The organism is Geobacter hydrogenophilus (assembly GCF_018501225.1).
Taxonomy (GTDB): Bacteria; Desulfobacterota; Desulfuromonadia; order Geobacterales; family Geobacteraceae; genus Geobacter; species Geobacter hydrogenophilus.
Genome location: NZ_JAHCZI010000003.1, coordinates 174,456 through 197,766, shown reverse-complemented (window position 1 = coordinate 197,766; position 23,311 = coordinate 174,456). Strand labels below are relative to the sequence as shown.

The 23,311-nt window shown below is 61.5% G+C and carries 18 protein-coding genes and 1 tRNA gene; 15 read left to right on the top strand and 4 right to left on the bottom strand.

Annotation, left to right across the window (positions count from 1 at the left end; genetic code table 11):
• The first annotated feature begins 40 nt into the window (after window positions 1-40).
• Window positions 41-1,132 (top strand): class I SAM-dependent methyltransferase, encoded by a 1,092-nt coding sequence (locus tag KI811_RS06865; protein WP_214185731.1) that lies wholly within the window; start codon window positions 41-43, stop codon window positions 1,130-1,132.
• Here the strand turns inward: KI811_RS06865 and KI811_RS06860 are convergent.
• Both KI811_RS06860 and KI811_RS06855 read right to left on the bottom strand, forming a co-directional pair.
• A complete protein-coding gene (locus tag KI811_RS06860) occupies window positions 1,119-2,099 on the bottom strand; it encodes a beta-ketoacyl-ACP synthase III (RefSeq protein WP_214185730.1) in 981 nt (326 codons plus the stop codon). The genes KI811_RS06865 and KI811_RS06860 overlap by 14 nt on opposite strands.
• Before the next feature lie 117 nt (window positions 2,100-2,216).
• Window positions 2,217-2,525, bottom strand: coding sequence for a hypothetical protein (locus KI811_RS06855; RefSeq protein WP_343213594.1), 309 nt, complete (start codon window positions 2,523-2,525; stop codon window positions 2,217-2,219).
• Between the two features lie 193 nt (window positions 2,526-2,718).
• Here KI811_RS06855 and KI811_RS06850 point away from each other — a divergent pair, with 193 nt between their 5' ends.
• Window positions 2,719-3,303, top strand: a complete 585-nt coding sequence (locus KI811_RS06850) for a HEAT repeat domain-containing protein (RefSeq protein WP_214185728.1) — start codon at window positions 2,719-2,721, stop codon at window positions 3,301-3,303.
• A gap of 22 nt (window positions 3,304-3,325) precedes the next feature.
• Here KI811_RS06850 and KI811_RS06845 read toward each other — a convergent pair whose 3' ends face one another.
• Window positions 3,326-4,672 carry an HD-GYP domain-containing protein gene (locus KI811_RS06845; protein WP_214185727.1) on the bottom strand — a complete coding sequence of 449 codons (1,347 nt, stop codon included), beginning with the start codon at window positions 4,670-4,672 and terminating at the stop codon, window positions 3,326-3,328.
• Complete coding sequence (locus KI811_RS06840) at window positions 4,665-6,332, bottom strand: HEAT repeat domain-containing protein (RefSeq protein ID WP_214185726.1); 1,668 nt, start codon at window positions 6,330-6,332, stop codon at window positions 4,665-4,667. Before KI811_RS06840 ends, KI811_RS06845 begins: the two co-directional genes overlap by 8 nt.
• Window positions 6,333-6,500: 168 nt before the next feature.
• Here KI811_RS06840 and radA point away from each other — a divergent pair, with 168 nt between their 5' ends.
• The 13 genes from radA (at window position 6,501) to iorA (ending at window position 23,310) form a co-directional block, all read left to right on the top strand.
• Entirely contained in the window at window positions 6,501-7,850 is a 1,350-nt protein-coding gene (radA, locus tag KI811_RS06835; protein ID WP_214185725.1) for a DNA repair protein RadA, read from the top strand.
• A 101-nt stretch (window positions 7,851-7,951) separates the two neighbouring features.
• Window positions 7,952-8,308: an RNA polymerase-binding protein DksA gene (gene dksA, locus KI811_RS06830; protein WP_214185724.1), complete on the top strand. Its 357-nt coding sequence runs from the start codon at window positions 7,952-7,954 to the stop codon at window positions 8,306-8,308.
• 55 nt (window positions 8,309-8,363) lie between these two features.
• Window positions 8,364-10,190 (top strand): GAF domain-containing sensor histidine kinase, encoded by a 1,827-nt coding sequence (locus KI811_RS06825; protein WP_214185723.1) that lies wholly within the window; start codon window positions 8,364-8,366, stop codon window positions 10,188-10,190.
• 82 nt (window positions 10,191-10,272) lie between these two features.
• Window positions 10,273-10,348, top strand: a tRNA-Ala gene (locus KI811_RS06820).
• 284 nt (window positions 10,349-10,632) lie between these two features.
• Entirely contained in the window at window positions 10,633-12,609 is a 1,977-nt protein-coding gene (locus KI811_RS06815) for a sigma 54-interacting transcriptional regulator (protein ID WP_214185722.1), read from the top strand.
• Between the two features lie 383 nt (window positions 12,610-12,992).
• Window positions 12,993-13,787, top strand: a complete 795-nt coding sequence (locus KI811_RS06810) for an acyl-CoA dehydratase activase (RefSeq protein WP_214185721.1) — start codon at window positions 12,993-12,995, stop codon at window positions 13,785-13,787.
• A complete protein-coding gene (locus KI811_RS06805) occupies window positions 13,787-15,034 on the top strand; it encodes a 2-hydroxyacyl-CoA dehydratase subunit D (RefSeq protein WP_214185720.1) in 1,248 nt (415 codons plus the stop codon). The genes KI811_RS06810 and KI811_RS06805 overlap by 1 nt, the downstream gene beginning before the upstream one ends.
• Window position 15,035: 1 nt before the next feature.
• Complete coding sequence (locus tag KI811_RS06800; RefSeq protein ID WP_214185719.1) at window positions 15,036-17,126, top strand: acetate--CoA ligase family protein; 2,091 nt, start codon at window positions 15,036-15,038, stop codon at window positions 17,124-17,126.
• 65 nt (window positions 17,127-17,191) lie between these two features.
• Window positions 17,192-18,382 carry a thiolase family protein gene (locus tag KI811_RS06795; RefSeq protein WP_214185718.1) on the top strand — a complete coding sequence of 397 codons (1,191 nt, stop codon included), beginning with the start codon at window positions 17,192-17,194 and terminating at the stop codon, window positions 18,380-18,382.
• 33 nt (window positions 18,383-18,415) lie between these two features.
• A complete protein-coding gene (locus KI811_RS06790; protein WP_214185717.1) occupies window positions 18,416-19,198 on the top strand; it encodes an enoyl-CoA hydratase/isomerase family protein in 783 nt (260 codons plus the stop codon).
• A 30-nt stretch (window positions 19,199-19,228) separates the two neighbouring features.
• The gene (locus KI811_RS06785) at window positions 19,229-20,095 is read left to right on the top strand and encodes a 3-hydroxyacyl-CoA dehydrogenase family protein (RefSeq protein ID WP_214185716.1); all 867 of its coding nucleotides are present in this window, start codon (window positions 19,229-19,231) and stop codon (window positions 20,093-20,095) included.
• A 35-nt stretch (window positions 20,096-20,130) separates the two neighbouring features.
• On the top strand, window positions 20,131-21,474 hold the full coding sequence (locus KI811_RS06780) for an acetyl-CoA hydrolase/transferase family protein (RefSeq protein WP_214185715.1): 1,344 nt from the start codon (window positions 20,131-20,133) through the stop codon (window positions 21,472-21,474).
• Between the two features lie 90 nt (window positions 21,475-21,564).
• On the top strand, window positions 21,565-23,310 hold the full coding sequence (iorA, locus tag KI811_RS06775; protein WP_214185714.1) for an indolepyruvate ferredoxin oxidoreductase subunit alpha: 1,746 nt from the start codon (window positions 21,565-21,567) through the stop codon (window positions 23,308-23,310).
• The last annotated feature ends 1 nt before the right edge of the window (window position 23,311 follow it).

Here is a 23,311-nt window from a genome sequence, read left to right as displayed (position 1 = left end):
TGCATAGAATGGCTTCCGAACAGAGCCCCACGGGAGCCCGATGAAAAACTCTCACCCATTGCCACTGCCGCACCCGCCAGCATGTATCCGCCCCGTCACCGATCCGGACGAGACGCGGAAGGCCCTGCGCCGCCTCCTGGTCCCGGGGGTCCTCGACGACCATGACCTGCAGCGGCACATCACCCGCCTCGGAGAGCGGTTTCGCGTCTATGCCGGGACGGTTCCCTTCGGCCTCTGGGGTGAGGGGCTTGCCATCACGGCGGAGATGCGCGCAACCACCGATCTCCTTCTTCCCCTGAAAGAGGTGCGGCGCGCCTTCCGGCTGCTCCTCCGCCGTGCCCTCCCCTTCCCCCCGGACATGGGCGGCACTCCCCTGCAGACGGCCCCCTCGTGGCCCGACTGCCTGGAGCGCCTCGATCCACCCTTTCGGGAACCAAACCCGGCCCGGCTCCTTGCAAAGCTTGCGGACGACGCGGAGTTCCGTACCCGTTGTATCTTCTCCCTCTTCGTTCCCCGCCGCCACGGGGCCAACGCCGACCGCTACCCCGCCCAGGGTGATTTTCTCCGCCAATGGCTCGCGACAAGGGGCAGAAGGTGCGACAAGCAACTCAGATGCCTCGACGCCGCATGCGGGGCCGGCGAAGGGACCTACGGTCTGGCCCGTCTCCTGGCGGAAACGGGATTGGAGCCCCACAGCTTCTGCATCGTGGGCGCCAGTCGGGATCCCCTCGAAATCTTCGCGGCGGCCCACGGCTTTTTCCCCCATGATCCGCCACGGCAGGAGGCCTTCCGCCTGCTCAGGGACGAACTCCGCCCAACCGGCGCCCTCGGGCGCATCCGGTTCATCGCCGCAGACCTGACAGCCGATGCCGGTGGCACTGAAACCTTCGATGTCATTCTCTGCAACGGGATTCTCGGCGGGCCGTTCATGCACGAGCGGCGGATTCTGGAGCGGGTCGTGGCGGGGTTGGCGAACCGTCTGGCAAGGGGGGGGATCATCCTGGCGGCCGACCGCTTCCACGTCGGATGGAAGCGGATCGTGCCGCCAGAGTTGCTCGTTGAAATCCTTGCCGGCAAGGGGCTGTCGGTGGTAACGGCCGGCGAAGGAATAGCGGGAATCAGAGGCGGATAAGGGCGCCTCCCCAGGAGAGCCCGCCGCCGAATCCCATGATGAGGACCAGCTGCCCCGGCTTGAGGGTGCCATTGCGGAGGTTCTCGTCCAGGGCAAGCCCCACCGATGCTGCAGCCGTGTTGCCATAGCGGTCCAGGTTCAGAAGGAACCGCTCCTTGCCGAGGCCGGTCTTCTTGGAGATGAAATCGATGATCCGGACGTTGGCCTGGTGGGGGATGATGTAGTCGAGGTCGCCGACGCTCACCCCTGCCCTGGTGGTGACCTGCTCGATGATCCGGGGGATCACGTCGGTGGCGAAGACGAAAACCTGCTTGCCCGACATTTTGAAAGTGTTGTCGTGGGCGGCGATAGTCTCCGTAGTGACCGGACACCGGGAACCCGACGAGGGAACCTGGATCAGCTCCCACCCGCTGCCGTCGCTGAAGATCATGCTCTGGAGGATTCCCCGCTTCTCCTCGGTGGCGCCAAGGATGACGGCGCTGGCGCCGTCGCCGAAGAGGGGGCAGGTCCCCTTGTCATCGAAGTCGAGGATCTTCGAATAGGTGTCGGCGCCGATCACCATGACCCGCCGGTACTTGCCGGAGCGGATGAAGTTGTCGGCCGTTTCCACGCCGAAGATGAAGCTGCTGCAGACAGCGTTCATGTCGAAAGCAACGGCGTTCTTGGCGCCGATGTTTTTCTGGACCATGCAGGCGGTGGCGGGGAGGTACATGTCGGGGGTCGAGGTGCCGACGATGATGCAGTCGAGCTCGACCGGTTCCATGTTGGCCCGGGCGAGGGCACTGCGGGCCGCGGCGGTGGCCAGGTCAGAGGTGGACTCCTCGGGAGCCGCGAAGCGGCGCTCCCGGATTCCCGTTCGGGATGCGATCCAGGTGTCGGCGTCATCCACGAGGTAGTTGAAAAAATCATTGGGAACGACCCGCTCGGGAACGCACCCACCCGTTGCCACGATTTCGGCATGAATCATCGCACTGCTCCATTCTGACCAGTGATACACATAAGCCCCCTGAACGGGGGCTCCATGCTAACTCGTTATTTTATCTCACAGTTTACATGATTTTGTCAAACGCAATTATAAACCGGCCTACTCCCCTTTTCGTCGGCCCACAAAGGCGTCGACCACAGCGAAGCACCAGAGAGCCGCGAAACAGGCAAGGAGAATACGTGCTGCCGGCGCACCGGCGGCGAGCTTGCGGGTAACGGCGTTCGGATCGACACTGCCGGCCAACTGGGCCTCAAGGAGCACCGGTCCCATCCCCTTGAGGACCAGGAAAAAGGCTCCCAAGAGAAAAATGTTGGCGAGGGCGATGAGTATCCCTCCCTTTATCCGCTCGCCGCGGACGACCTGGCCGAGACCCGGCAGGACAAACGCGGAGAGAAGGGCAGCTTTCACGTCCAGTTTCATCGTGTTCCTTTCAATCTAAAGAACGGCATTCGGAATGAAGACGGAGAGACGGGGAACTGCTTCTTGAACAGCGTATCCCCGGTGCTGCTCCGTTTTCTCTGTTTCGCAGTGTTATCGAATGCTTTTTCCTGGATTAATGGGGTTGTTGATCCGGGGGAATTCTGCTACTAATGCCACAGTCATGGAGTCTAACGCAACGGGAAAACGGCGCGAGCGGCTCGTTCCGCTCCTGAAGGATCCGGCCGGCGACGTGAGGGAAGCGGCGGCAGCGGCCTTGGAGCGCCTTGAAGGGATCGGCAGCTTTGCCGAGGTGGCCGAGCTTCTGAAAAAGGGAGACCGGGGAACCAAGGTGAAGGCCATCTACGCCCTCGGCAAGATCGGCGGCGAGCGGGTCCTTCCCCCCCTCATCTACTGCGCTTCCCGCCCCGAAGAGGACATCAAGTCGGCCGCCATCGAGGTTCTCGGCGCATTGGGCCATCCGCGGGCGTTTCCTGCCCTGGCCCAGGGACTCAAGGAAACCAGTACGGCGATTCGGGCGAAAGCAATCGCAGCCCTTGGCAATTACCCGACCCCGGAGGCAACGCGCCTCCTCATCCCCTTCCTCGACGCCGGCGACGGCCTTCTCGATGCCGAAGCCGCTTTGGCCCTCGGCAGAATCGGCGATCCCGACCAGGAAGAGCGGCTCCTGGCCCTTCTCGACTCACCCCACCCACAGACCCGCAAGGCGGCTGCCACGGCCCTCGGCCTGCTACCCCTCCCGGAGTGACCGGCCCACAGGGCAGCACGCCTCACTCAAGGTAGCGGGACACCTCGACCGCAGCCAGAGCGGGATCCACCACGGCGACGATCCCCACCCCCCCCTCATGGGCCAGATCCTTCACCACCGGCAACGGCAGCACCCTCCCCAGGCCGTCCTTCACCACCTTCACCATGGGCCGCTCCCCCCCGGGGGGAGGAGGACGGAAGACCACCGCAAGTTCGTTCGTGTCGAGCCGCACCAGGGTGCCGACGGGATAGCGCCCCATCATTCCCGTGAAGGTCTCCACCAGATCCGGGTTAAGCTGGGTTCCGGCAAGTTCCCTGATCATCTCCACGGCTTCCCGGGGAGTGAGGGGAGGCTTGTAGACCCGCAGCGTGGTGATGGCGTCGTAGCAGTCGGCCACGGCGATGATCTCGCATGAGCGGCCGAAGGGAAGCTCCTTGGCCCAGCCGGGGTAGCCGGTGCGGTCGAAACCGAGGTGGTGCCCCAGAACCGCCCGGGCAACACCGGAACTTATCCCTTCCATCTCATCGATGATCCGGGCGCCGTCCTCGGCATGCCGCTTCATTACCTCGAACTCTTCGGGGGAAAGCTTCCCGGGCTTGTTGAGTATCTTCTTCGCCACCCTCGTCTTGCCCACGTCATGGAGAAAGCCCGCCATCCCCAGCTCCCGCAACTCCTCCTTCCCCATGCCGAAGGCGGCCCCCAGGGCCATGGCAAGGATCCCCACGTTGACACTATGGAAAAAGGTGTAATTGTCGTAATCCTTGATCATGGCAAGCCCCAGGAGCGTCGACGGCTCCCGGATGGTGAGGTCGGCCACCCGGTCCACGACGCCGTGGAGCATCTTCGTGCTGGGGATCCGTCCGTTCTCGATATCCTCGAAGAGTGCGCTGACGGCGGTGATAGCCTGCCGGTAGGTGGCCGAGGGATCAAACTCCTCCGCCTCCTCCTGACGGAGCTCTTCCAGCTCCAGGGCCACGTGGACACACCCCCGCCGGGCAAGCTCCGCCGCCAGGCTCCCCCCCTTGAGCTCCCGCCGGGACAGAAGGGCCACGAGTGCCGCCAGTTCGTCAGGGACAAGGCCCCGCAGGAAGGTGACGGCCCGGATTTCCCGTGCCGTGAGAATCCCTGCCAGTTCATCCACTGAAGCGGTGGGGGTGAAGAAGAGGTGCTGCTCCAGGAAGAGAACCCCGTCGTGGATGCCAAGGCGAACATCGTTCCTCCCCCTGAGAATTTGCTCTAAAATCGTGCAGATCTCTCGCAGGGGCTGGGCAATGGCAGGATGGGCCTCGGGATAGAGGGAGTACCCCTTCACGGTGCCCGCCAGGAGAAGAACCACCCGTTGCGCCTGGGCCAGGGACAAATCAATCATGGGCTCCCTCCTGCTGTCGCTGCTCTATGGCGCCGACGGCCCCGCCGCAGGCCGCGCCGAGGCGCCCCCCCTTGGCGGCCAGCTCCGAAAGGAGGGGAAGCGTTGCCGAATCACCAATCTGGCCGAGGGCGGCGGCAGCAAGGCAGCGCAGTTCCTCCCCCTGCCGCCGGAAAAACCAGTGCCGGCTCCTCAACAGCGCCACAAGGGCGGGAACGGCCCGACGGTCGCCAATCCTGCCGAGGGCGGCAAGGGCAACCTTCTTGAGGGAGAAAATGCTCGCAAAGAGATCCCTCCTGGCCACGACGGCAAGGAGCGGCTCCACCGCCCGGCCGCTCCGCAGCACCCCAAGGGAGACTACTGCAAGGTGCCGCAGGGCCGGATCGCGGGACGAGTCGAGACAGGCAATGATCGCCTCCTCCGCTTCGGGACCGCCGATGCGCACAAGGCTTCTGAGGACCTCGCGACGCACCCCCTCATCGCGATGCCCAAGGCATTGCCGCAGTTCCGCCAAGCAGCCACCCGTGCCAATCTCGCCGAGAATCTCCGCCGCTGCCTGAACCACTGGATCGCTCCCGTCGGCAAGAAGTTCAAGCACGGGCTCGACCGCCTCGTCCCCCACGGCCATAAGCCCCGAAGCAAGATTCTTGAGGGGACGAACCCCTTCGGCACAACGAAGCCGCGCCGCCAGGGGAGCCGCTGCCCGGGAGCCCAGTTCGGCGAAGAAGGGGAGGAGGCGGTCCCCCTCCGTGGCCCCGTGTTCCTCCATCTGCCGCACGAGAAAACCGACCATCCCCTCCCCCACCGTCTGGTCGAAGGCGAGGAGGGCGCTGCCGCGCCGGGCAAGTCCCATCTCCCCGTCATTGGCCTGCTGCAGGAGACGCTCAAGGATCGGAAAGAGCCGCTCGAACTCGCTATCGTCCTGAAGGCGGAGGCATTCTTTCACGAAAGCCCGGCTGAGCTCACGATAACGTTCATCATCGGGCTCCCGCGCCATGAGGTCGATGAGCTCTTCAGGAGTCATCGTTTGTTGCTCCCGGGCACCGTCGGCATGGAACTCCGCCGCAGGGATCACGGAAAGCGCCGTATCTATCTCTGCCTCCTCCACTTCTTTCAGAAACGCCTCGCCAGCCTGCCATTCCCCTGGCCCATGCCCCGCCGCGGCAAAGGAGTCCTGAATTTCCTGCCGCTTGCGGCCGATGGCGTCCAGATCGATCTCATTGGCCCAGATGGTGGTGATCCCCCGCTGCGCCATGAGCGCCTCCATGCCGCCGGCAGAGGGAATGCTCCGATAATCGAGGGAAAGAAGGGAAAGAAAGGACTCCAGGTCCGTCAGGGTGAGGTCGGCCAGAAACGCGATGCGGCGAACCCGCCGGATGAAGAGCTCCCGGGCGAGGGCCTGGGCCATGGGATTATCCTCCACGGCCGCTTCCCCGTCGGGAACGGCAAAGCCCCCCTTGCCCACCGCCAGCAGAAGATGCTCCTCCCCCACGGCCTCGCGGAGGGCGCCGAAGGCAAGACGGAGGCTTTCCGCCCGGAGCGGATGCCCCTCAGGATAAAATCCCATGGCCTTGAGTGCCTTATGGAGTTCGGCCAAGGCAGCACCGCGCCGGCGTGAGGCGGCATTATCACGCCGGTTGTGCTGCTCCTCCCGATTAACCATCCCTGTCTCCTTTATGGTCGGGACAACGCCCACGCACCTGTCAAAGGGAGCACGCCGGCGACAACTTCCTGACACGGATTGTCCTGTGGCTCCGTTGACAGACACTCCGAATCGGTTTAGAACTGAGCATTGCGCCACCTCTCGAACCCGTTGCGGAGGATGATCCGTTTGAAAACCATGACATTGTATGTCTGCCAGAACTGCGGATACCAGTCGGCCAAGTGGCTCGGCAAGTGCCCCGACTGCTCCGCCTGGAACAGCCTCGTGGAAGAGGTGCGGGGCAAGGGGAAAGGCCCCTCGGCCCCCCTCTCCGGCGTGGCGCCGGTCCCCATCTGCGACGTGGCGGGGGAGGCGGAGGAGCGGCTCCCCTGCGGCATATCCGAGTTCGACCGGGTTCTCGGCGGAGGGCTCGTGGCCGGCTCCGTCATCCTCATCGGCGGCGATCCCGGCATCGGCAAATCAACCCTTCTCTTGCAAGTGATGGACCACCTGGCGCGCACCGCCGGGCCGGTCCTCTACGTTTCGGGCGAAGAGTCGGCCCGCCAGGCGAGACTCCGCGGAGAGCGGCTCGGCATCCGGGCGAAGGGACTCCTCATCCTGGCCGAGACCGCCCTTGAGACGGTGCTCGCCCAGATCGGCGCCGTGGCCCCCCGGGCCGTGGTCATCGACTCCATCCAGACCATGTACGCCCCGGGGCTCGAATCGGCCCCCGGAAGCGTGAGTCAGGTAAGGGAGTGCGCCGGGCGTCTCATGGTGGCGGCGAAACGGAGCGCCATCCCCACCTTCATCGTGGGGCACGTCACCAAGGACGGCTCCATTGCCGGCCCCCGGGTCCTGGAGCACATGGTCGACACGGTCCTCTACTTCGAGGGGGACCGGGGACACGCCTTCCGCATCCTGCGGGCGGTCAAGAACCGCTTCGGCTCCACCAACGAGATCGGCGTCTTCGAAATGAAGGAGGGGGGGCTCTGCGAAGTCCGCAACCCCTCGGAAATTTTCCTCTCTGAGCGCCCCCTGGGGGTATCCGGCTCCGCCGTCGTCACGACCATCGAAGGGAGCCGCCCCCTCCTGGTGGAGCTCCAGGCCCTGGTCACCCCCTCCTCCCTGGGGGTCCCCCGCCGCACCACCCTGGGAGTCGACGCCAACCGCCTCGCGCTTCTCGTGGCTGTCCTCGACAAGAAGGTAGGACTCCACATGGCGGGGCAGGACATTTTCCTGAACGCCGCCGGGGGTGCCCGGGTGAGCGAGCCGGCCGCCGACCTCGGCATGGTGGCCGCCCTTGCCTCCAGCCACCTGGACAAGGTCATCGACCCCCAGACGGTCGTTGTCGGCGAGGTAGGCCTTGCCGGCGAGGTGCGGGCCATAACCCAGCCCGAGACCCGGGTGCGTGAGGCGGCCAAGCTCGGTTTTACCCGAGCCGTCATCCCCGCCGGAAGCCTCAAGCAGGTGACGTCCGTGGAGGGAATGGAAGTAATCGGCGTCAAATCGGTGGAAGAGGCCCTGGACCGGCTCCTGTGAGCCCATCCCCATTACCGGCGTCACATACTTTTTGCTTTACTTGACCGTCCAATCCCTTTATTATCTGTACGATTAAGCGCATAAAAAGGGAGATGAGTGGCATGGACAAGGAGAAGCTTGAATATTTCAGATCGATCCTCAACGATGAGATCCGATCGCTCCAGGAAGAGGCGGGAAAAACCGTCTCGGAAATGACCGTCGACTCCACCAGCTTCCCCGACCCCACCGACCGGGCGACCCAGGAGTCGGACCGCAACTTCGAGCTCCGCATCCGGGACCGGGAGCGCAAGCTCATCAACAAGATCCGTGAGGCCCTCGAACGGATCGATGATGGCAGCTTCGGCACCTGCGAGGTCTGCGGAGAGGATATCAGTGAGGCGCGCCTCAAGGCCCGTCCGGTTACCACCCTCTGCATCGACTGCAAAATGGAACAGGAGCGGAAAGAAAAACACCCGTAGCCCCCCTTTCCGTCCCGCACACCTCCCGTAGCATCTACCCGAGCCCGGAGTCCGGATGGCTGCTCAGAGTCAGTTCAAGATAGTCAGCAATGCGATTCGGATAGCCAATTCCACCGAACAACCCCATTATGTCCGGCTGAAATCCTTCGCCCACCTCATTACCGAAGCCTTTCACTGCTCATCGGCGACCATCTACCTGGTTAACGAGAGAGACAACCTCCTCCACCGAAAGATCTCAACCCTCCTCCCCGACGAAATCAGCGACTGCACCATCCTCTTCGGCAAGGGGATCGCGGGACGGTGCGCGGCGCATGCAAAGCCCATCCGCCGCGGCATCTCGTCATTGCACCCCCATGAGCCATCCCTGGGCACCGAGCGCCAGGTGGACGCCCACCCCATCATTGACGGAGAGCGACTGCTCGGGGTGTTGACCATTGGCCTCCCCGATACCACCCTTCTCAGCGGTGACGACCTCGAACTTCTGCAGATCCTTTTGATCGAGGTCGCCGGCATCATCCGCTGCAAGCGCTCCCTCGATGACATGGAAAAGCGCCTTGAGGAATTTTTTTTCCTCTTCCGAATCAGCAACACGATGCTCTCCACCATCAAACTGAACCGGCTCGTGCACCTGATTCTTTCTGCCATCACATCGGGAAGCCCCCCCCTTTTCGACCGGGCCATGCTTTTTCTGGCCAATGAACGGACCGAAACCCTCCAGGGGATGACCGGCATCACCCGGGTCGACGGACCTGAACCGCAGACGGACCTGCCGATCTCATCTACGCAGGATTCCTTGAATGTATCCGACGAAGATATTGCCCTCCTACAGCAAACCGAATTTTGCAGACTTGTCAAGGCGACGCGGCTTCCCTTGGACAGCACCCAGAACCACATCTCCAAAGCGGTGCTCGACAGGATGCTTGTCCTTGTTCGCGCCCCCCGCCGGGAGCATCCCATCGACCGCTCTTTCAACCGGAGGTTTGGCGGGACCCCCTTCGCCATCGCCCCGCTCATCGCCCACGATCAGGTCATCGGCGCCATCGTCGTCGACAACTGCACAAGCGGACGCCCCATCACCCCCGATGAACTCAACCTGCTGCAACTGTTCACCAACCAGGCGGGAATGGCCGCGGAAAACTCCATCCTCTACAACCGGCTTGAAGAAACCAACCGTAACCTTCACGAGACCCAGGAGCGCCTCCTGCAGGGAGAAAAACTGGCCGCCATCGGCCAGATGGCGGCGGGAATCGCGCACGAGATCAAGAACCCTCTCGTTTCGGTGGGGGGCTTTGCGGGACGACTGAAGAAACGATTTTCCGCCGACACGGAAGAATGGCAATACGCGGATCTCATCACCCGTGAAGTCCAGCACCTGGAAAACATGCTGACAGACATCCTCTTCTTCTCGAAGAAAACAACCATCTGTTACAGTCGGTGCAGCATTAACCAGATTATCGAAGACGCCCTCTCGGTGGTCGCTCTCCCCATCGAGGAAAAAGGAATTAAAGTCGAAAAAATCCTGGCCTCGCGCCTCCCCTCGGTCCTGGGCGACTACCAGCAAATCCGCCATGTCTTCATCAACCTGCTCAGCAACGCCAATGACGTCATGGAGCCGGGGGGCGTCCTGGAGATCGAGTCCCTCCCCGCCCAGATCGACGGAGGCCGAGCTGTCTCCGTCAAGGTCTCCGACACCGGAGCAGGGATTCTCCTTGAGCATATCCACACCCTCTTCAGCCCCTTCTTCACCACGAAGGAAAAGGGGACCGGCCTCGGCCTTGCCATCGCCCACAAGATCATAACGGCCCACGGAGGCACCATAACGGTTAAAAACCGCGAGACCGGGGGAGCTGAATTCACCGTTGTCATCCCGGTATCCCCCTAACTTTACCCTTTTCAAGGGAATCAGTTTACGGTATAAAACTGATGGTGTGTTCTCCTAAACAGGAGCATTTACAATTCATAATGGGGATGTAGCTCAGCTGGGAGAGCGATGCGTTCGCAACGCATAGGTCGACGGTTCGATCCCGTTCATCTCCACCAGTAAAACAAGGGCTTACAGCTAATGCTGTAGGCCCTTTTCTCTTTCCCTGCGCTTGCGTAACCTCTGGCGCAACCTCTTGGGGGCGCGCTGGCATGAAACAGAATACCAAAACCCGCCACCAGTGCTCTTCTCCCTCCTGATATTCTTCATCCCCATCAAGCTTTGGATCTCGTCCTCCACCCCGGCAAGCTCACGCATCGTGCTCTCGAACTAGGAGATTGCATAATTAAAATCAGCGTGCTACAAATAAAACAATATTTTATAGATATAAACGAGCGACGATATGAGTTCAAGCGGCAACTTAGCATTAAACAATTCCGACTTCTTTCTGGGGAAATTCAGCAACCTTGAACAGTTGTTTGAACAGGCCCAGTTCGGAATTTCGATTATTGATCAGGACTTACGCTTTATATATGTCAATAAGCGAATGGCAATCATTACCGATCTCCCCGCCAGGGAACACATTGGCAAGACACTTAGAGAAGTCGACCAAATGATTGCCTCTGTTGTGGAGCCGGTGCTGTCTCGCACCATTGCCGAGAAATGTTCCTTTATCGACCTGGAAATCGTTGTCCGCAAGCTGCTTCCGGACAGATCAACCCAAGAGAGAATCTGGCTGATCTGCTCGTACCCGCTCAAGGAGAGCGATGGATCTGTCATGCGCTGCGGGCTGGTGGTCCAGGACATAACCGAGCAAAAGATAAAAGAAGGCATCCAGGCAGAACGCATACAGGTGGAGGCGTTTCTATCAAACCTCTCTTCCACTTTTATCAACTTGTCCGTGAGCAAGGTGGACCAAAAGATTGAACGGGGGCTACGGGAAGTCGTCGAGTTCCTGGGGTTTGACCGAAGCAGTATCTGGCACATCTCAAACGATGGCGCAAGCCTGCAGATCACCCATTCCTACGCCAAGCCAAGCATCAAGCCGCCGCCCCCCGTCGTCGCCGACCAGATACCAGTCTGGATGAGCATGGTCCTCGATGGAGACATTTTCCGCGTTTCCGATATCGACGAATTGCCTGACCGATTCTGGAGAGAAAAACAATACGCCAAGGATCAGGGGGGCATAAAATCCATCATGTTTATCCCGGCCCGCATTGGCGGCATTATCGTCGGCGCCATCACCTTTGTCTCTTACAGGGTGAAGAGAGATTGGCCGGACGAGCTTACCCAACGACTTCGTCTTTTGTGGGAGATTTTTTCCAATGCCCTGGAACGGAAACGGGCGGACCAGAAAATTCAGAATGCCCTGGCGGAAATAAAGGAGTTGAAGGACCGCCTGGAAGCCGAGAACGTCTACCTCCGAGACCAGATTGACGTTGAATACAAGCACGAGGAGATCATCGGCAAATCCAAAGCCATCAAGGATGTCCTCCTCCAAATTAAGCAGGTGGCAGCAACCGGCTCAACCGTGCTTATTCTTGGCGAAACCGGCACCGGCAAAGAGCTGATAGCCAGGGCCATCCATAATGCCAGTCCCCGCAAGTCGCGGGCCATGATCAAAGTAAATTGCGCCGCACTGCCGGCATCGCTCATCGAAGCCGAGTTGTTCGGCCACGAAAAAGGGGCCTACACCGGCGCGACGTCGAGCCAGATCGGCCGCTTCGAGGCGGCCAACGGCTCCACGATCTTCCTGGACGAGATCGGCGAACTGCCCCTGGAGCTTCAGTCCAAACTCCTGCGGGTCATCCAGGAAGGCCAGTTCGAGCGACTGGGCAACCCAAAACCGATCTCGGTCGATGTGAGGGTGATTGCCGCAACCAACCAGAATCTTGCTCAGGCTGTCAAAGACGGCAGTTTTCGCGAAGATCTCTACTACCGGCTCAATGTGTTTCCCATTTCAGTCCCGCCGTTGCGTGAGCGGCGAGAGGATATCCCGTTGCTCGTATGGGCAATGGTCGAGGAGTTCGGGAAAGTTTTCGGCAAGGCGATTGAGCGTATCCCCAAGAAGAACATGGAAGCCATGGAGCGTTACCGCTGGCCGGGGAACATACGAGAATTGAGAAACCTGGTGGAAAGGGCCATGATTCTGAGCAATGGCACCACGCTGGTGGTGGAAATTCAGGATGGTTCCGCCACAATCACCGACGAGCCCATGACTATGGAGGGGGTAGAGAGAATGCACATCAACGCTGTCCTGGAACAAACCGGCTGGCGCATCAGGGGCCGAAACGGAGCAGCTGAAATCCTCGGATTGAAACCGACAACTCTCAACTCTAGGATGAAGAAGTTGGGAATCAAGCGAAAAGAATTCACTTAAACCGGCATGAACAGCAGGGCGCCCTGTTCCTCCCTTACCCAATCCCACCTACCGACGAAATATCGCCTCACCAACGAAATATCGCCTCACCCCAACCCCACCCCAATCAAAGCCTTGATCAACCCCTTATTAATGAAGTTTTGACCCTTTCACCAGGCAATCCAGTTTTTAATTAGGGATTATCGGATCAGCCCCCAACGAAATATCGTCGGCCTCAACCGTTCATAAAACAATGTATTTTTTTTAATGTGTAAGTTATGCCTTCTAATTCAATATGTTACAAACATCACACTCCGTTATTATCGTTCGGCATGCGCAATGCAAAACATTATTTTGAAATCGAGAGCACTCACTGTCTTCTCCGTAATGAGGAGCACGAACGAATGACCAATCCGCTTTTTATCGGCCTGGACATAGGGGCATCAAGAACCAAGGTCGCCGTCATAGATATGAACGGCAGCTTGATGGGCCATGCAGTAAATAAGTCCGGAACAGACTTTTCCCTGACGGCCGCTGCCTGCCTCGACAGAGCGTTGGAGATGGCGGGGGCAACTCGTTCCCGCGTGCTACGGGCCGTGTCCACCGGTTACGGAAGAACCAATGTCTCATTTATCACCAACACAAGCAAGACCGAGATCGGATGCCTCGCCAGGGGATGCCACCACGCCTTCCCCGAGGCGATCACCGTCATCGACATCGGCGGCCAGGACAACAAGATCGTCAAGCTGGACAGCGCCGGCCGGCGGAGCAGCTTCAAGATGAACCGCAAATGCGCAGCAGGCACTGGCGCCTTTCTGGAGGAGATGGCGAGCCGGCTTGACCTTCCCTTGGAGCGGATGAACGACCTGGCCCGGCAGTCGGACGATATGGTCAAGCTGGGGAGCTACTGCACGGTCTTCTCCGCCACCGAAGTCCTGGAAAACATCCGCCACGGCAAGAAGGTCAGCGACATCGTCAAGGGGATTTTCTACTCAGTCATCAAGAGGGTGCTGGAGATGGACTCCCTCACCGAGCGGGTCGTCATGAGCGGCGGGGTGGTTGCCCACAACCCCTACATCGTCGAGATGGCGGCAGAGATGATCGGACGGCCGGTCCTGCTCCCCGAATTTCCCCAACTGGCTGGCGCCATCGGCGCCGCCCTCTATGCCCGGGACGACAAATCGCAAGGAGAGAGCTGATGGCGGACGAAAGCAAGACTGGGCGAAAGAAGATCCAGGCCACCGACACCATGAACCGGCTCATGGCCGACTACTTCTACGGCCTGAACGAGGCGGCGAAGAGCGGCAGACAGAAAGTCGCCTGGTGCACCAGTGTCGGTCCGGCTGAACTGCTCCGGGCCATGGGGTTCGCCGTTCATTTTCCGGAAAACCATGCGGCCCTGCTCGGCGCCACCCGCATGTCCACCGACCTGATCCCGGCGGCGAACGCCATCGGCTACTCCCCCGACATCTGCTCGTACCTGACCGCCGACGTCGGCGCCCACCTGACGGGGATCACCCCCCTAGCCAAGGCCTATCCGGGAATCGAGGCAGTGCCGCGGCCGGATGTCCTGGTCTACAACACCAACCAGTGCCGGGACGTGCAAGACTGGTTCGCCTGGTACGCGCGGGAGCTGAACGTCCCGTGCATCGGCATCAGCTCTCCCAAGAACATCGGCGCCGTCACCGACGCCCATATCGACGATGTTGCCCGCCAGATGGAGGCGCTAATCCCGACCCTGGAAGAGATTGCCGGCGCCAGGCTGGACATGGATCGTCTCCGGGAGACGGTGTCACTTTCCCGTGAGTGCACCGAACTCTGGAAGCGGGTCCTGGAGACGGCCACCGTCACCCCCGCACCGCTCACCTTCTTCGACGGGACCATCCATATGGGGCCGGCCGTTGTGCTTCGGGGAACACGGGAGGCAATCGACTACTACACGGTTCTCCTTGCCGAGTTGGAGGAGCGGATCGCCGAAGGCGCGGGGGCCGTGGATGGCGAACAGTACCGCGTCTACTGGGACGGCATGCCGGTCTGGGGGCGGCTGCGGCAGCACTCGGAACTGTTTGCCGGCCTCGGGGCCAACGTGGTCGCCTCTACCTATTGCAGCAGCTGGATCTTCCCCGCCTTTGACGGGAACGATCCGATCCGGAGCATGGCCAAGGCGTACCTGGAGTTGTTCATCGTCCGCTCCGACTCTTACAAGGAACAGTACATCCAGGAGATGCTGCGGAAGTTCCGGATCGACGGAATCATCTACCACGACGCCAAGACCTGCCCCTGCAACTCCAACAGCCGTTACGGCCTGCCCCAACGGCTGGAGACGAAGACCGGCATCCCCAACCTCGTGATCTCCGGCGACCTGAACGACCTGCGCTGCGTCTCGGACGAGCAGACCAAAACCAATGTCGAGGCATTCATCGAACTGATAGAGGAGGGGAAATAGGATGTCACATCTTAACGCACTGTTCAGCCCAAGGGCCGTGGCCATCATCGGCGCCTCCACCAAGGAACTGTCCATCGGCAACGTCATCACCAAGAACCTGCAGACCTACGGCTACCGGGGGGCGATCTACCCGATCAACCCGAGCGCCCCCGACATCCGCGGCATCACGGCGTACAAGAGCCTCGCGGAGATTCCCGGCGAGGTGGATCTGGCCCACATCATCATCCCCAGCAGCCAGGTCCCCCAGGCCATGGAGGAGTGCGGTCGCAAGGGGGTAAAGGCGGTGATCATCAACTCCGCCGGTTTCAGCGAGATGGGGGAGGATGGGGCCCGGCTCCAGACGGAATTCCTCGCCACGGCGCAAAAATACGGGGTACGGGTCTTCGGCCCCAACTGCCAGGGGATCATCAACTCCGATCCCCAGTTGAAGGCGTACTGCAACTTCACCTTCACCTACCCGGAGCCGGGGTACATTTCGGTCGTTGCGCTCTCGGGGGGAGTCGGCGCCCTGATCATGCAGGCCCTGGCCGACCTGGGGATCGGCCAGCGGCTCTACGCCTCCAACGGCAACGCCTCCGACGTCTCCATCTCCGAAATCATCCGGTACTACGGCCAGGACGAGGGGACCAGAGCGGTCATCCTCTACACCGAAGGGTTCTCCAATCCCCGGGAGTTCCTGGAGGTGGCCAGAGAGGTGGCGGCCAAGAAGCCGATCCTGGCCATGAAGGCCGGACGGACCGAGCAGGGGGCCAAGGCAGCTTCATCCCACACCGGGTCGCTGGCCGGAGTGGACATCGCCACCGAGCTGATCTTCGAGAAGACCGGCATCCTCTCTTTCACCGACGAAGGCGAGATGGCGCGGGCCGCCATGGCCTTCGCCACCCAGCCGATCCCGAAGGGGAACCGGGTCGGGATCATCACCAACACCGGCGGCCCTGCGGTCATCGCCACCGATGTGCTGGTCTCCTGCGGCCTGGACGTCCCCAAGATCTCCGAGAGCTCCATCGAGCGGCTCAAAGGGACCCAGCTCCCGGAGGCGGCCCTGGAAAATCCCATCGACGTCGTGGCCACCGCCGGCGGCCCCCAGTTCCGCGGCGCCCTGGACGTGCTCATCGATGAGGAGAGTGTCGACAGCATCTTCATCAACTTCGTCACCGCCCCCTTCACCGACACCCAAGAGGTTGCCCGCCAGATCGTTGAGGTGAGCAGACTGGCCAGAAAGCCGATTGTCTGCAACTTCATGACCGACCTGAGCCAGGAGCGGTTCCAGATCACCCGGGACATCCTGAAACAGGGAGGAGTCCCGTTCTACGCCAACCCAAGCGACGCGGCCAAGGCGCTGGGGGCGCTGACCAAGTACGGCCGTATCAGGCAGCGGGAGATCGGGCGGGCCGAGACCTTCGCCGTGGACGCTGCCCGGGCGAAGAGGATCATCGACCAGGCAAAAGAGGCCGGACGCAGCGTCCTTTCCGCCACCGACGTCTACACGGTCTTCGAGGCCTATGGCATTCCGGTTGCCCCCTGGCGGGTGGTGGACAGCGCCGATGAAGCGGTCGCCGCCGCCGGGGCGATCGGCTTCCCCGTAGTGGTGAAGGTGGACTGCGAGGAGATCGACCACAAGAGCGACATGGGGGGGGTGGCCATCAACCTTAAGGATGGCGCGGCGGTCCGCGCCACGGTGGAGGATATGCGGAGCCGCCTCGGGAAGTTCGGTCGGCTCAGGTTCTTCGTGCAAAAGTTCCTCCCCGGCGGCCGGGAGTTGATCATCGGCGCCACGGCCGAGCGGGAACTGGGACACCTGGTGATGTTCGGCTTGGGCGGGATCTACGTGGAGGTACTCAAGGACGTGGCGTTCAAGATCGCGCCCGTGACCCGGCTGGAGGCAGGCGAGATGCTCTCCTCCATCAAGACCGCGGCACTCCTGGACGGGGTCCGGGGTGAGAAGGGCGTCGACAAGGAAGGGATCGTCAACCTGATCCAGCGGGTCTCCCAACTCCTGACCGACCTGCCGATGATCCAGGAAATGGACATGAACCCGATCATGGCCTTTGAGGATGCGGTCTATGCCGTTGACGGCAGGATCAGGATCTGAGCCGGTCAATAACCTGTCAATCGCTTCGGTGACTCAATAATTAACCAAACAGAGGAGGTTCACCCATGCTGAACAAAGCGTATATCCCCTACCGCGGCTACTATAGCACCCCCTTCGCCAAGTGGCAGGGGACCATGGCCAACGAGAACTCAGTGGTCCTTGGCGCCGCCACCAGCAAGCGGTTTTTCGAGAGCAAGGGGTGGGACCCGAAGGCCATCGAGTATGTCGTGGTGGGGAGCACGGTCTACCAGAAGCAGTGGTTCTACAGCGGCCCCTGGGCCGCGGCCCTGATGGGGGCCGAAGGGGCGCCCGGCATCCTCGTCAGCCAGGCCTGCTCCACCTCCACCTTTTCCGTCTTCCAGGCGGCAATGGGGATTGAAACCGGCCTGTTCGAGAACAGCTGGTGCCTCCTGGCCGACCGGCTGTCCAACGGCCCCCATGCCGTCTGGCCCAACCCGAGCGGCCCGGGGGGGCAGCCCACCACTGAGGACTGGGTCATGGACAACTTCGGCAAGGACCCGTGGGCCGGCGAGGCGATGATCAAGACCGCCGAGAACGTGGCCAAGGAGTACGGCGTCACCCGCGAGGAGTGCGACGCCATCACCCTGCGGCGTCAGGAGCAGTACCTGGAGGCCCTAGCCAATGATCGGGAGTTCCAAAAGCGCTACATGTTCCCGGTGGAGATCCAGCTCTCCAAAAAGAAGACCATCACGCTCGAAGCCGACGAAGGGATCACCACCAGCACCCGGGAGGGGCTGGCCGCCCTGAAGCCGGTCCTCCCCGACGGGGTGCACACCTTCGGCGCCCAGACCCATCCAGCCGATGGCAACAGCGGCATCTGCGTCACTACCCGTGACAAGGCCAGGCAGCTGAGCGCCAACCCCAGCATCGAGATCCAGGTGGTCTCCTTCGGCTTTGCCCGCACCAAGAAGGCCCACATGGCCGCCGCCGTGGCCCCCTCGGCCCAGCAGGCCCTGGAGAAGGCCGGCATCACGGCCAAGGACCTGGGAGCGATCAAGACCCACAACCCCTTTGCCGCCAATGACCTGGTGATGGCCAAGGTCATGGGGCTGGATGTGAACGCCATGAACAACTACGGCTCCTCCCTCATCTTCGGCCATCCCCAGGCTGCCACCGGCGCCCGGCTGATCGTCGAGGGGATCGAGGAACTGGTCCAGAAGGGTGGAGGCTACCTCCTCTTCTCCGGCTGCGCCGCCGGCGACACCGCCGCCTCCATCGTCCTGAAAGTCAGCTAGACCCTGAACCAATACTGAAGACGGAGTGACCCAATGGCCTATCAATTCATCACCATGCAGCAGTACGAGCGGATCCTCACCATAACCCTCAACCGCCCCCCCACCAATCCCCTGAACGGCGAGTTCGGCCTTGAGCTCTTCCGGGCCTTCAGCGAGGCGGAGCAGATGGACGACGTCACCGTGGTGGTCATCGCCAGCGCCCTGGAAAAGGCCTTCATCGCCGGCGCCGACATCAAGGAGATGGCCGCCCAGGACCCGGCCGAAGCCGAGAACTTCTCCAAGCTGCTGCAGGGGGCCAACGACATCCTGAGCCGGATGAAGAAGGTGGTGATCGCCGCCATCAACGGCCACGCCCTCGGCGGCGGCTGCGAACTGGCCATGGCCTGCGACTACCGGCTCATGACCTCCGGCAAAGCCCTCATCGGCCTCCCCGAGGCGGGGCTCGGCATCATTCCCGGCGCCGGAGGCACCCAGCGGCTGCCGCGCCTGGTCGGCCTTTCCAAGGCCCTCGACATCCTGCTGCGCGGCAGGACCATGGGCCCCCAGGAGGCCCTGGAGATAGGACTGGTGGACCGGCTGATCGCTCCGGAGAACTTCCACGAGGAGGTCATGGCCTTTGCCCGGGAACTGGCCGCCGGAGCCGGGAAAGCCCTTGGCTACATCAAGGCGGCCGTCCGCGAGGGGATCGACCTCCCCCTGGAAGAGGCCCTGGCCGTGGAGCGAAAGTACTCGGCGGAAAACCACCGGACCCACGACGCCAAGGAGGGACTCACCGCCTTTATCGAAAAGAGAAAGCCGAACTTCTTGAGCAAATGACCCCGACTACACATTAAAGGAGAAGACACGATGAAACTCGACGATATCAAGACAGTGGGGATGGCAGGGGCCGGCAGCATGGGGGCGGGGATCGCCCAGGTGGCCGCCATGGCCGGACTGCAGGTGAAGGTGGTCGACGTCAGCGAAGATGTCTGGGGCCGGGCCAAAAAGACCATCGTCAAGAGCCTGGAGCGGATCGTCAAGAAGGGGGCCATGACCGAAGCCGAGATGGAGGAGACCCTCGGAAGGATCAGCTTCTCCACGGACGTTGCCAGCCTCGCCGGCGTACCCTTCATCTTCGAGGCGGTGTTCGAGGACATCACCGTGAAGAAAGAGCTGTTCGCCAAACTGGACGCGGTCTGCGGCGACGACACCATCTACGCCACCAACACCTCCTCCATCGCCATCACCGAAATGGCCGCCCTGGTGAAAAACCCGGCCAACTTCGTCGGCATGCACTTCTTCAACCCGGTGCCGATGATGAAGCTGGTGGAGGTGATCCCGGCCCTGCAGACCGCCGAGGCGACCAAGAACCTCACCCTCGAGATGGCGAAAAAGATCGGCAAGACCGCCATCACCTGCAAGGACACCCCCGGCTTCGTCGTCAACCGGCTGTTCGTCCCCTACATCATCGACGCGGTGCGGCTCCTGGAGGAAGGTGTGGCCTCGGCCGAGGACATCGACACCGCCATGAAGCTCGGCTGCAACATGCCCATGGGCCCCCTGGAGTTCCAGGACTTCGCCGGCGTGGACATAGGGTACCACGTCACCAACATCTTCCACGACTACATGAAGCAGGAGCGCTTCGCCGCCCCCGGCCTGCTGCGGAACATGATCAAGGCAGGCTACCTGGGAAGAAAGTCCGGCCGGGGATTCTACGACTACTCGGAACAATAAATTCAGCGTTAATTCACGCGAAAAGGAGAACTGTCATGGCCGCAACCATCTGGAAGGAAATCAAGAATTGGCGCGAAATTTACAATTCACGGGTGACGACCGCTGATGAGGCGCTCAAGTCGGTCAATTCCGGCGATCGTCTCTACCTGACGGGGAACGCTTCCGTTCCTCTCCAGTTGCTGGAAGCGCTGGTGCGCCGGGCGCCGGACCTCCATGACGTGGAAGTGTCCCAGGTGCTGACCATCTGCCCCCAGGACTACGTTGCCCCCGAGATGCAAGGACACGTGCGGGTCAACACGATGTTCATCAGCCCCAACGTCCGCCAGGCAGTCAACGATGGCCGCGCGGATTTCACCCCCGTGCTCCTGTCGGAATTTCCGCTGTTGTTCAAAAACGGCCACCTTCCCCTTGACGTGGCACTCCTCAATGTCTCGCTTCCCGACGAAAACGGCTTCTGCTCCCTGGGGGGAGAAGCGGGGCTCACCATGACGGCCGCGGAATCCGCCAGAATCGTCATTGCCCAGGTAAACAAGAGAATGCCGCGGACGCTGGGGGATACCTTTTTCCACGTCTCCCGCATGACGCACATCGTTGAAGTGGATGCGCCCCTCACCGAAAGGCACATGGCCGAAGAGGGGGACCCGGAAATCGTCGAACAGATCGCCGGGCATATCTCCACCCTCATCCCCGACGGAGCCACCATGCAGCTGGGGATTGGCGCCATCCCCGATGCCGTCCTCAAGCACCTGTTCAGCAAAAAGGACCTGGGCATCCATTCAGAACTGATTTCCGACGGCATCATCGATCTGGTGGAGGCGGGTGTCGTCAACTGTTCCCGCAAGACGCTCCATCCCGGCAAGATCGTCTGCGGTTTCCTCCTGGGCACCAAGCGCCTCTACGACTGGGCCCACAACAATCCCATGATCGAACTGCACCGCACCGAGTACGTCAATGACCCGTTCGTGGTCGCGAAGAACGACCGCATGGTCTCGGTGAATGCGGCGATCGAGGTGGATTTCACCGGGCAGATCTGCGCCGACAGCATCGGCCCGAGGATGTATTCCGCGGTGGGGGGACAGATGGACTTCGTCTATGGTGCGTCCCGCTCCAAGGATGGCGTGGCCGTGATCACGATGCCGAGCACCTCAACGATGAAGGACGGAACCGTAGTCAGCAAGATCACTCCGCTCCTGAAACACGGCGCCGGCGTCGTTACCAGCCGCAACCATGTCCGTTACCTCGTAACGGAGTACGGGGTGGCGGATCTGTACGCCAAGAGCGTCCGTCAGCGCACCCAGTCGCTGATCAACGTAGCCCATCCCCGATTCCGGGACGAACTGACCGAAAAGGCAAAGGAGCTGAAGTACCTGCCGGCATAATGATCGGGAGGGATCTCCCTCCGGCTTGCCGGAGCTTCCCGCGACAACAACTTTGCGTAACTACAGCCAGAACGAGAAGGAATATCGCCTATGAAAAAAATTATCTCCGGCAACGAAGCAATAGCCCTGAGCTTTGAGGACTCGGGCGGTGTCTTTGCCTCCGGCTATCCCGGAACGCCCAGCACCGAGACCCTTGAAGAGGTGGCCCGCCTGGGCAATGTGTACTGCGAATGGGCACCCAATGAAAAGGTCGGCCTCGAATCGGCAATCGGCGCATCCCTTGCCGGCGGCAGATCGTTGGCCACCATGAAGCATGTGGGGGTGAACGTAGCCGCCGATGCGCTCATGACCCTGACCTATACCGGAGTGAATGCCGGCCTGATTCTCATGGCCGCCGATGATCCGGGGATGCATTCGTCCCAGAATGAACAGGACAGCCGGAATTACGCGAAGTTTGCCAAGATCCCGATGCTGGACCCGGCCGATTCCCAGGAGGCGTACGACTTTGTCCGGGCCGGGTTCGAGATCTCCGAGCAGTTCGACACCCCGGTCATGCTCCGCACCACCACCAGGATCTCCCATGCCAAGGGGATCGTGGAACCGAAGGGGAAAATCGAGCCGAAGGTTGGCGCGTGGGAGAAAAACGTCCCCAAGTACGTGATGCTCCCCAACTTCGGCAAGATCAAGCATGTGACGGTCGAAGAGCGCCTGCTCAAACTGCAGGAATTCGCCGAGACCTCGCCCCTTAACCGGGTGGAGATGGGGGACACCGACCTCGGCATCGTCACCTCCGGCATTTCCTATCAGCACGTGAAGGAGGCGTTTCCCGCCGCCTCGATCCTCAAGCTCGGCCTGGTTCACCCGCTGCCGGAGAAAAAAATCCGGGAGTTTGCCGGCAAGGTCAAACGCCTGATGGTCGTCGAGGAGATGGACGCCATCTTTGAGGAGCAGATCCGGGCCATGGGGATACCGGTCCATATCGGCAAGGACAGGATTTCCCTCTGCGGCGAGGTCAGCGCCGACATCGTCCGGGCCGCGGCAGGAGCGCCGATTACGGCCGCGGCCACGGCTCCCGTGGAGAACCTCCCGCAACGCCCCCCCACGTTCTGCCCCGGCTGCGCTCACCGCGGATTGTACTCCATCCTGAGCAAGCTGAAGGTCTACGTTTCCGGCGACATCGGATGCTATACGCTGGGGGCCCTCCCCCCCTTGAGCGCCATGCATACCTGCATCTGCATGGGGGCGAGCATCAGCGCCGCTCACGGCATGGCCAAGGTCAACGAGATTGCCGGGCGAGCGGAAAAACCGGTTGCCGTCATCGGCGATTCGACGTTCTTCCATTCAGGGATCACCGGCCTGTTGAGCATGGCCTACAACAACGGCAGTGCCCTGGTCATCATCATGGATAACCGCACCACCGGCATGACCGGCGGCCAGGAAAATCCCGGCTCCGGTCAGATCCTGCAGGGGGAGCCGGCCAAACAGGTGAACATGGTGGACCTGGTCAAGGTGCTCGGGATCGACAATGTCGTCGAGATAAACTCCTATAACCTCGAGGAGACCGAGGCGGCCATCAGGAAAGGGCTGGAAACCCCCGGCCCCTACGTCCTCGTGGACAGAAATCCCTGCATCCTCCGCTACCGGGTGAAAAAGCCCCTGTACGCAGTTGATCAGGACAAATGTACCGGGTGCCGCGCCTGCCTCAAGGCCTCCTGTGTGGCGCTGGGGCTGACCTCATCCGGCGAAAAGCCGAAAGTGGGCATCGACCCCAATATCTGCAACGGATGCGGTGTGTGCGCACAACTCTGTAAATTCGACGCGATGTCAGAAGCCTGAG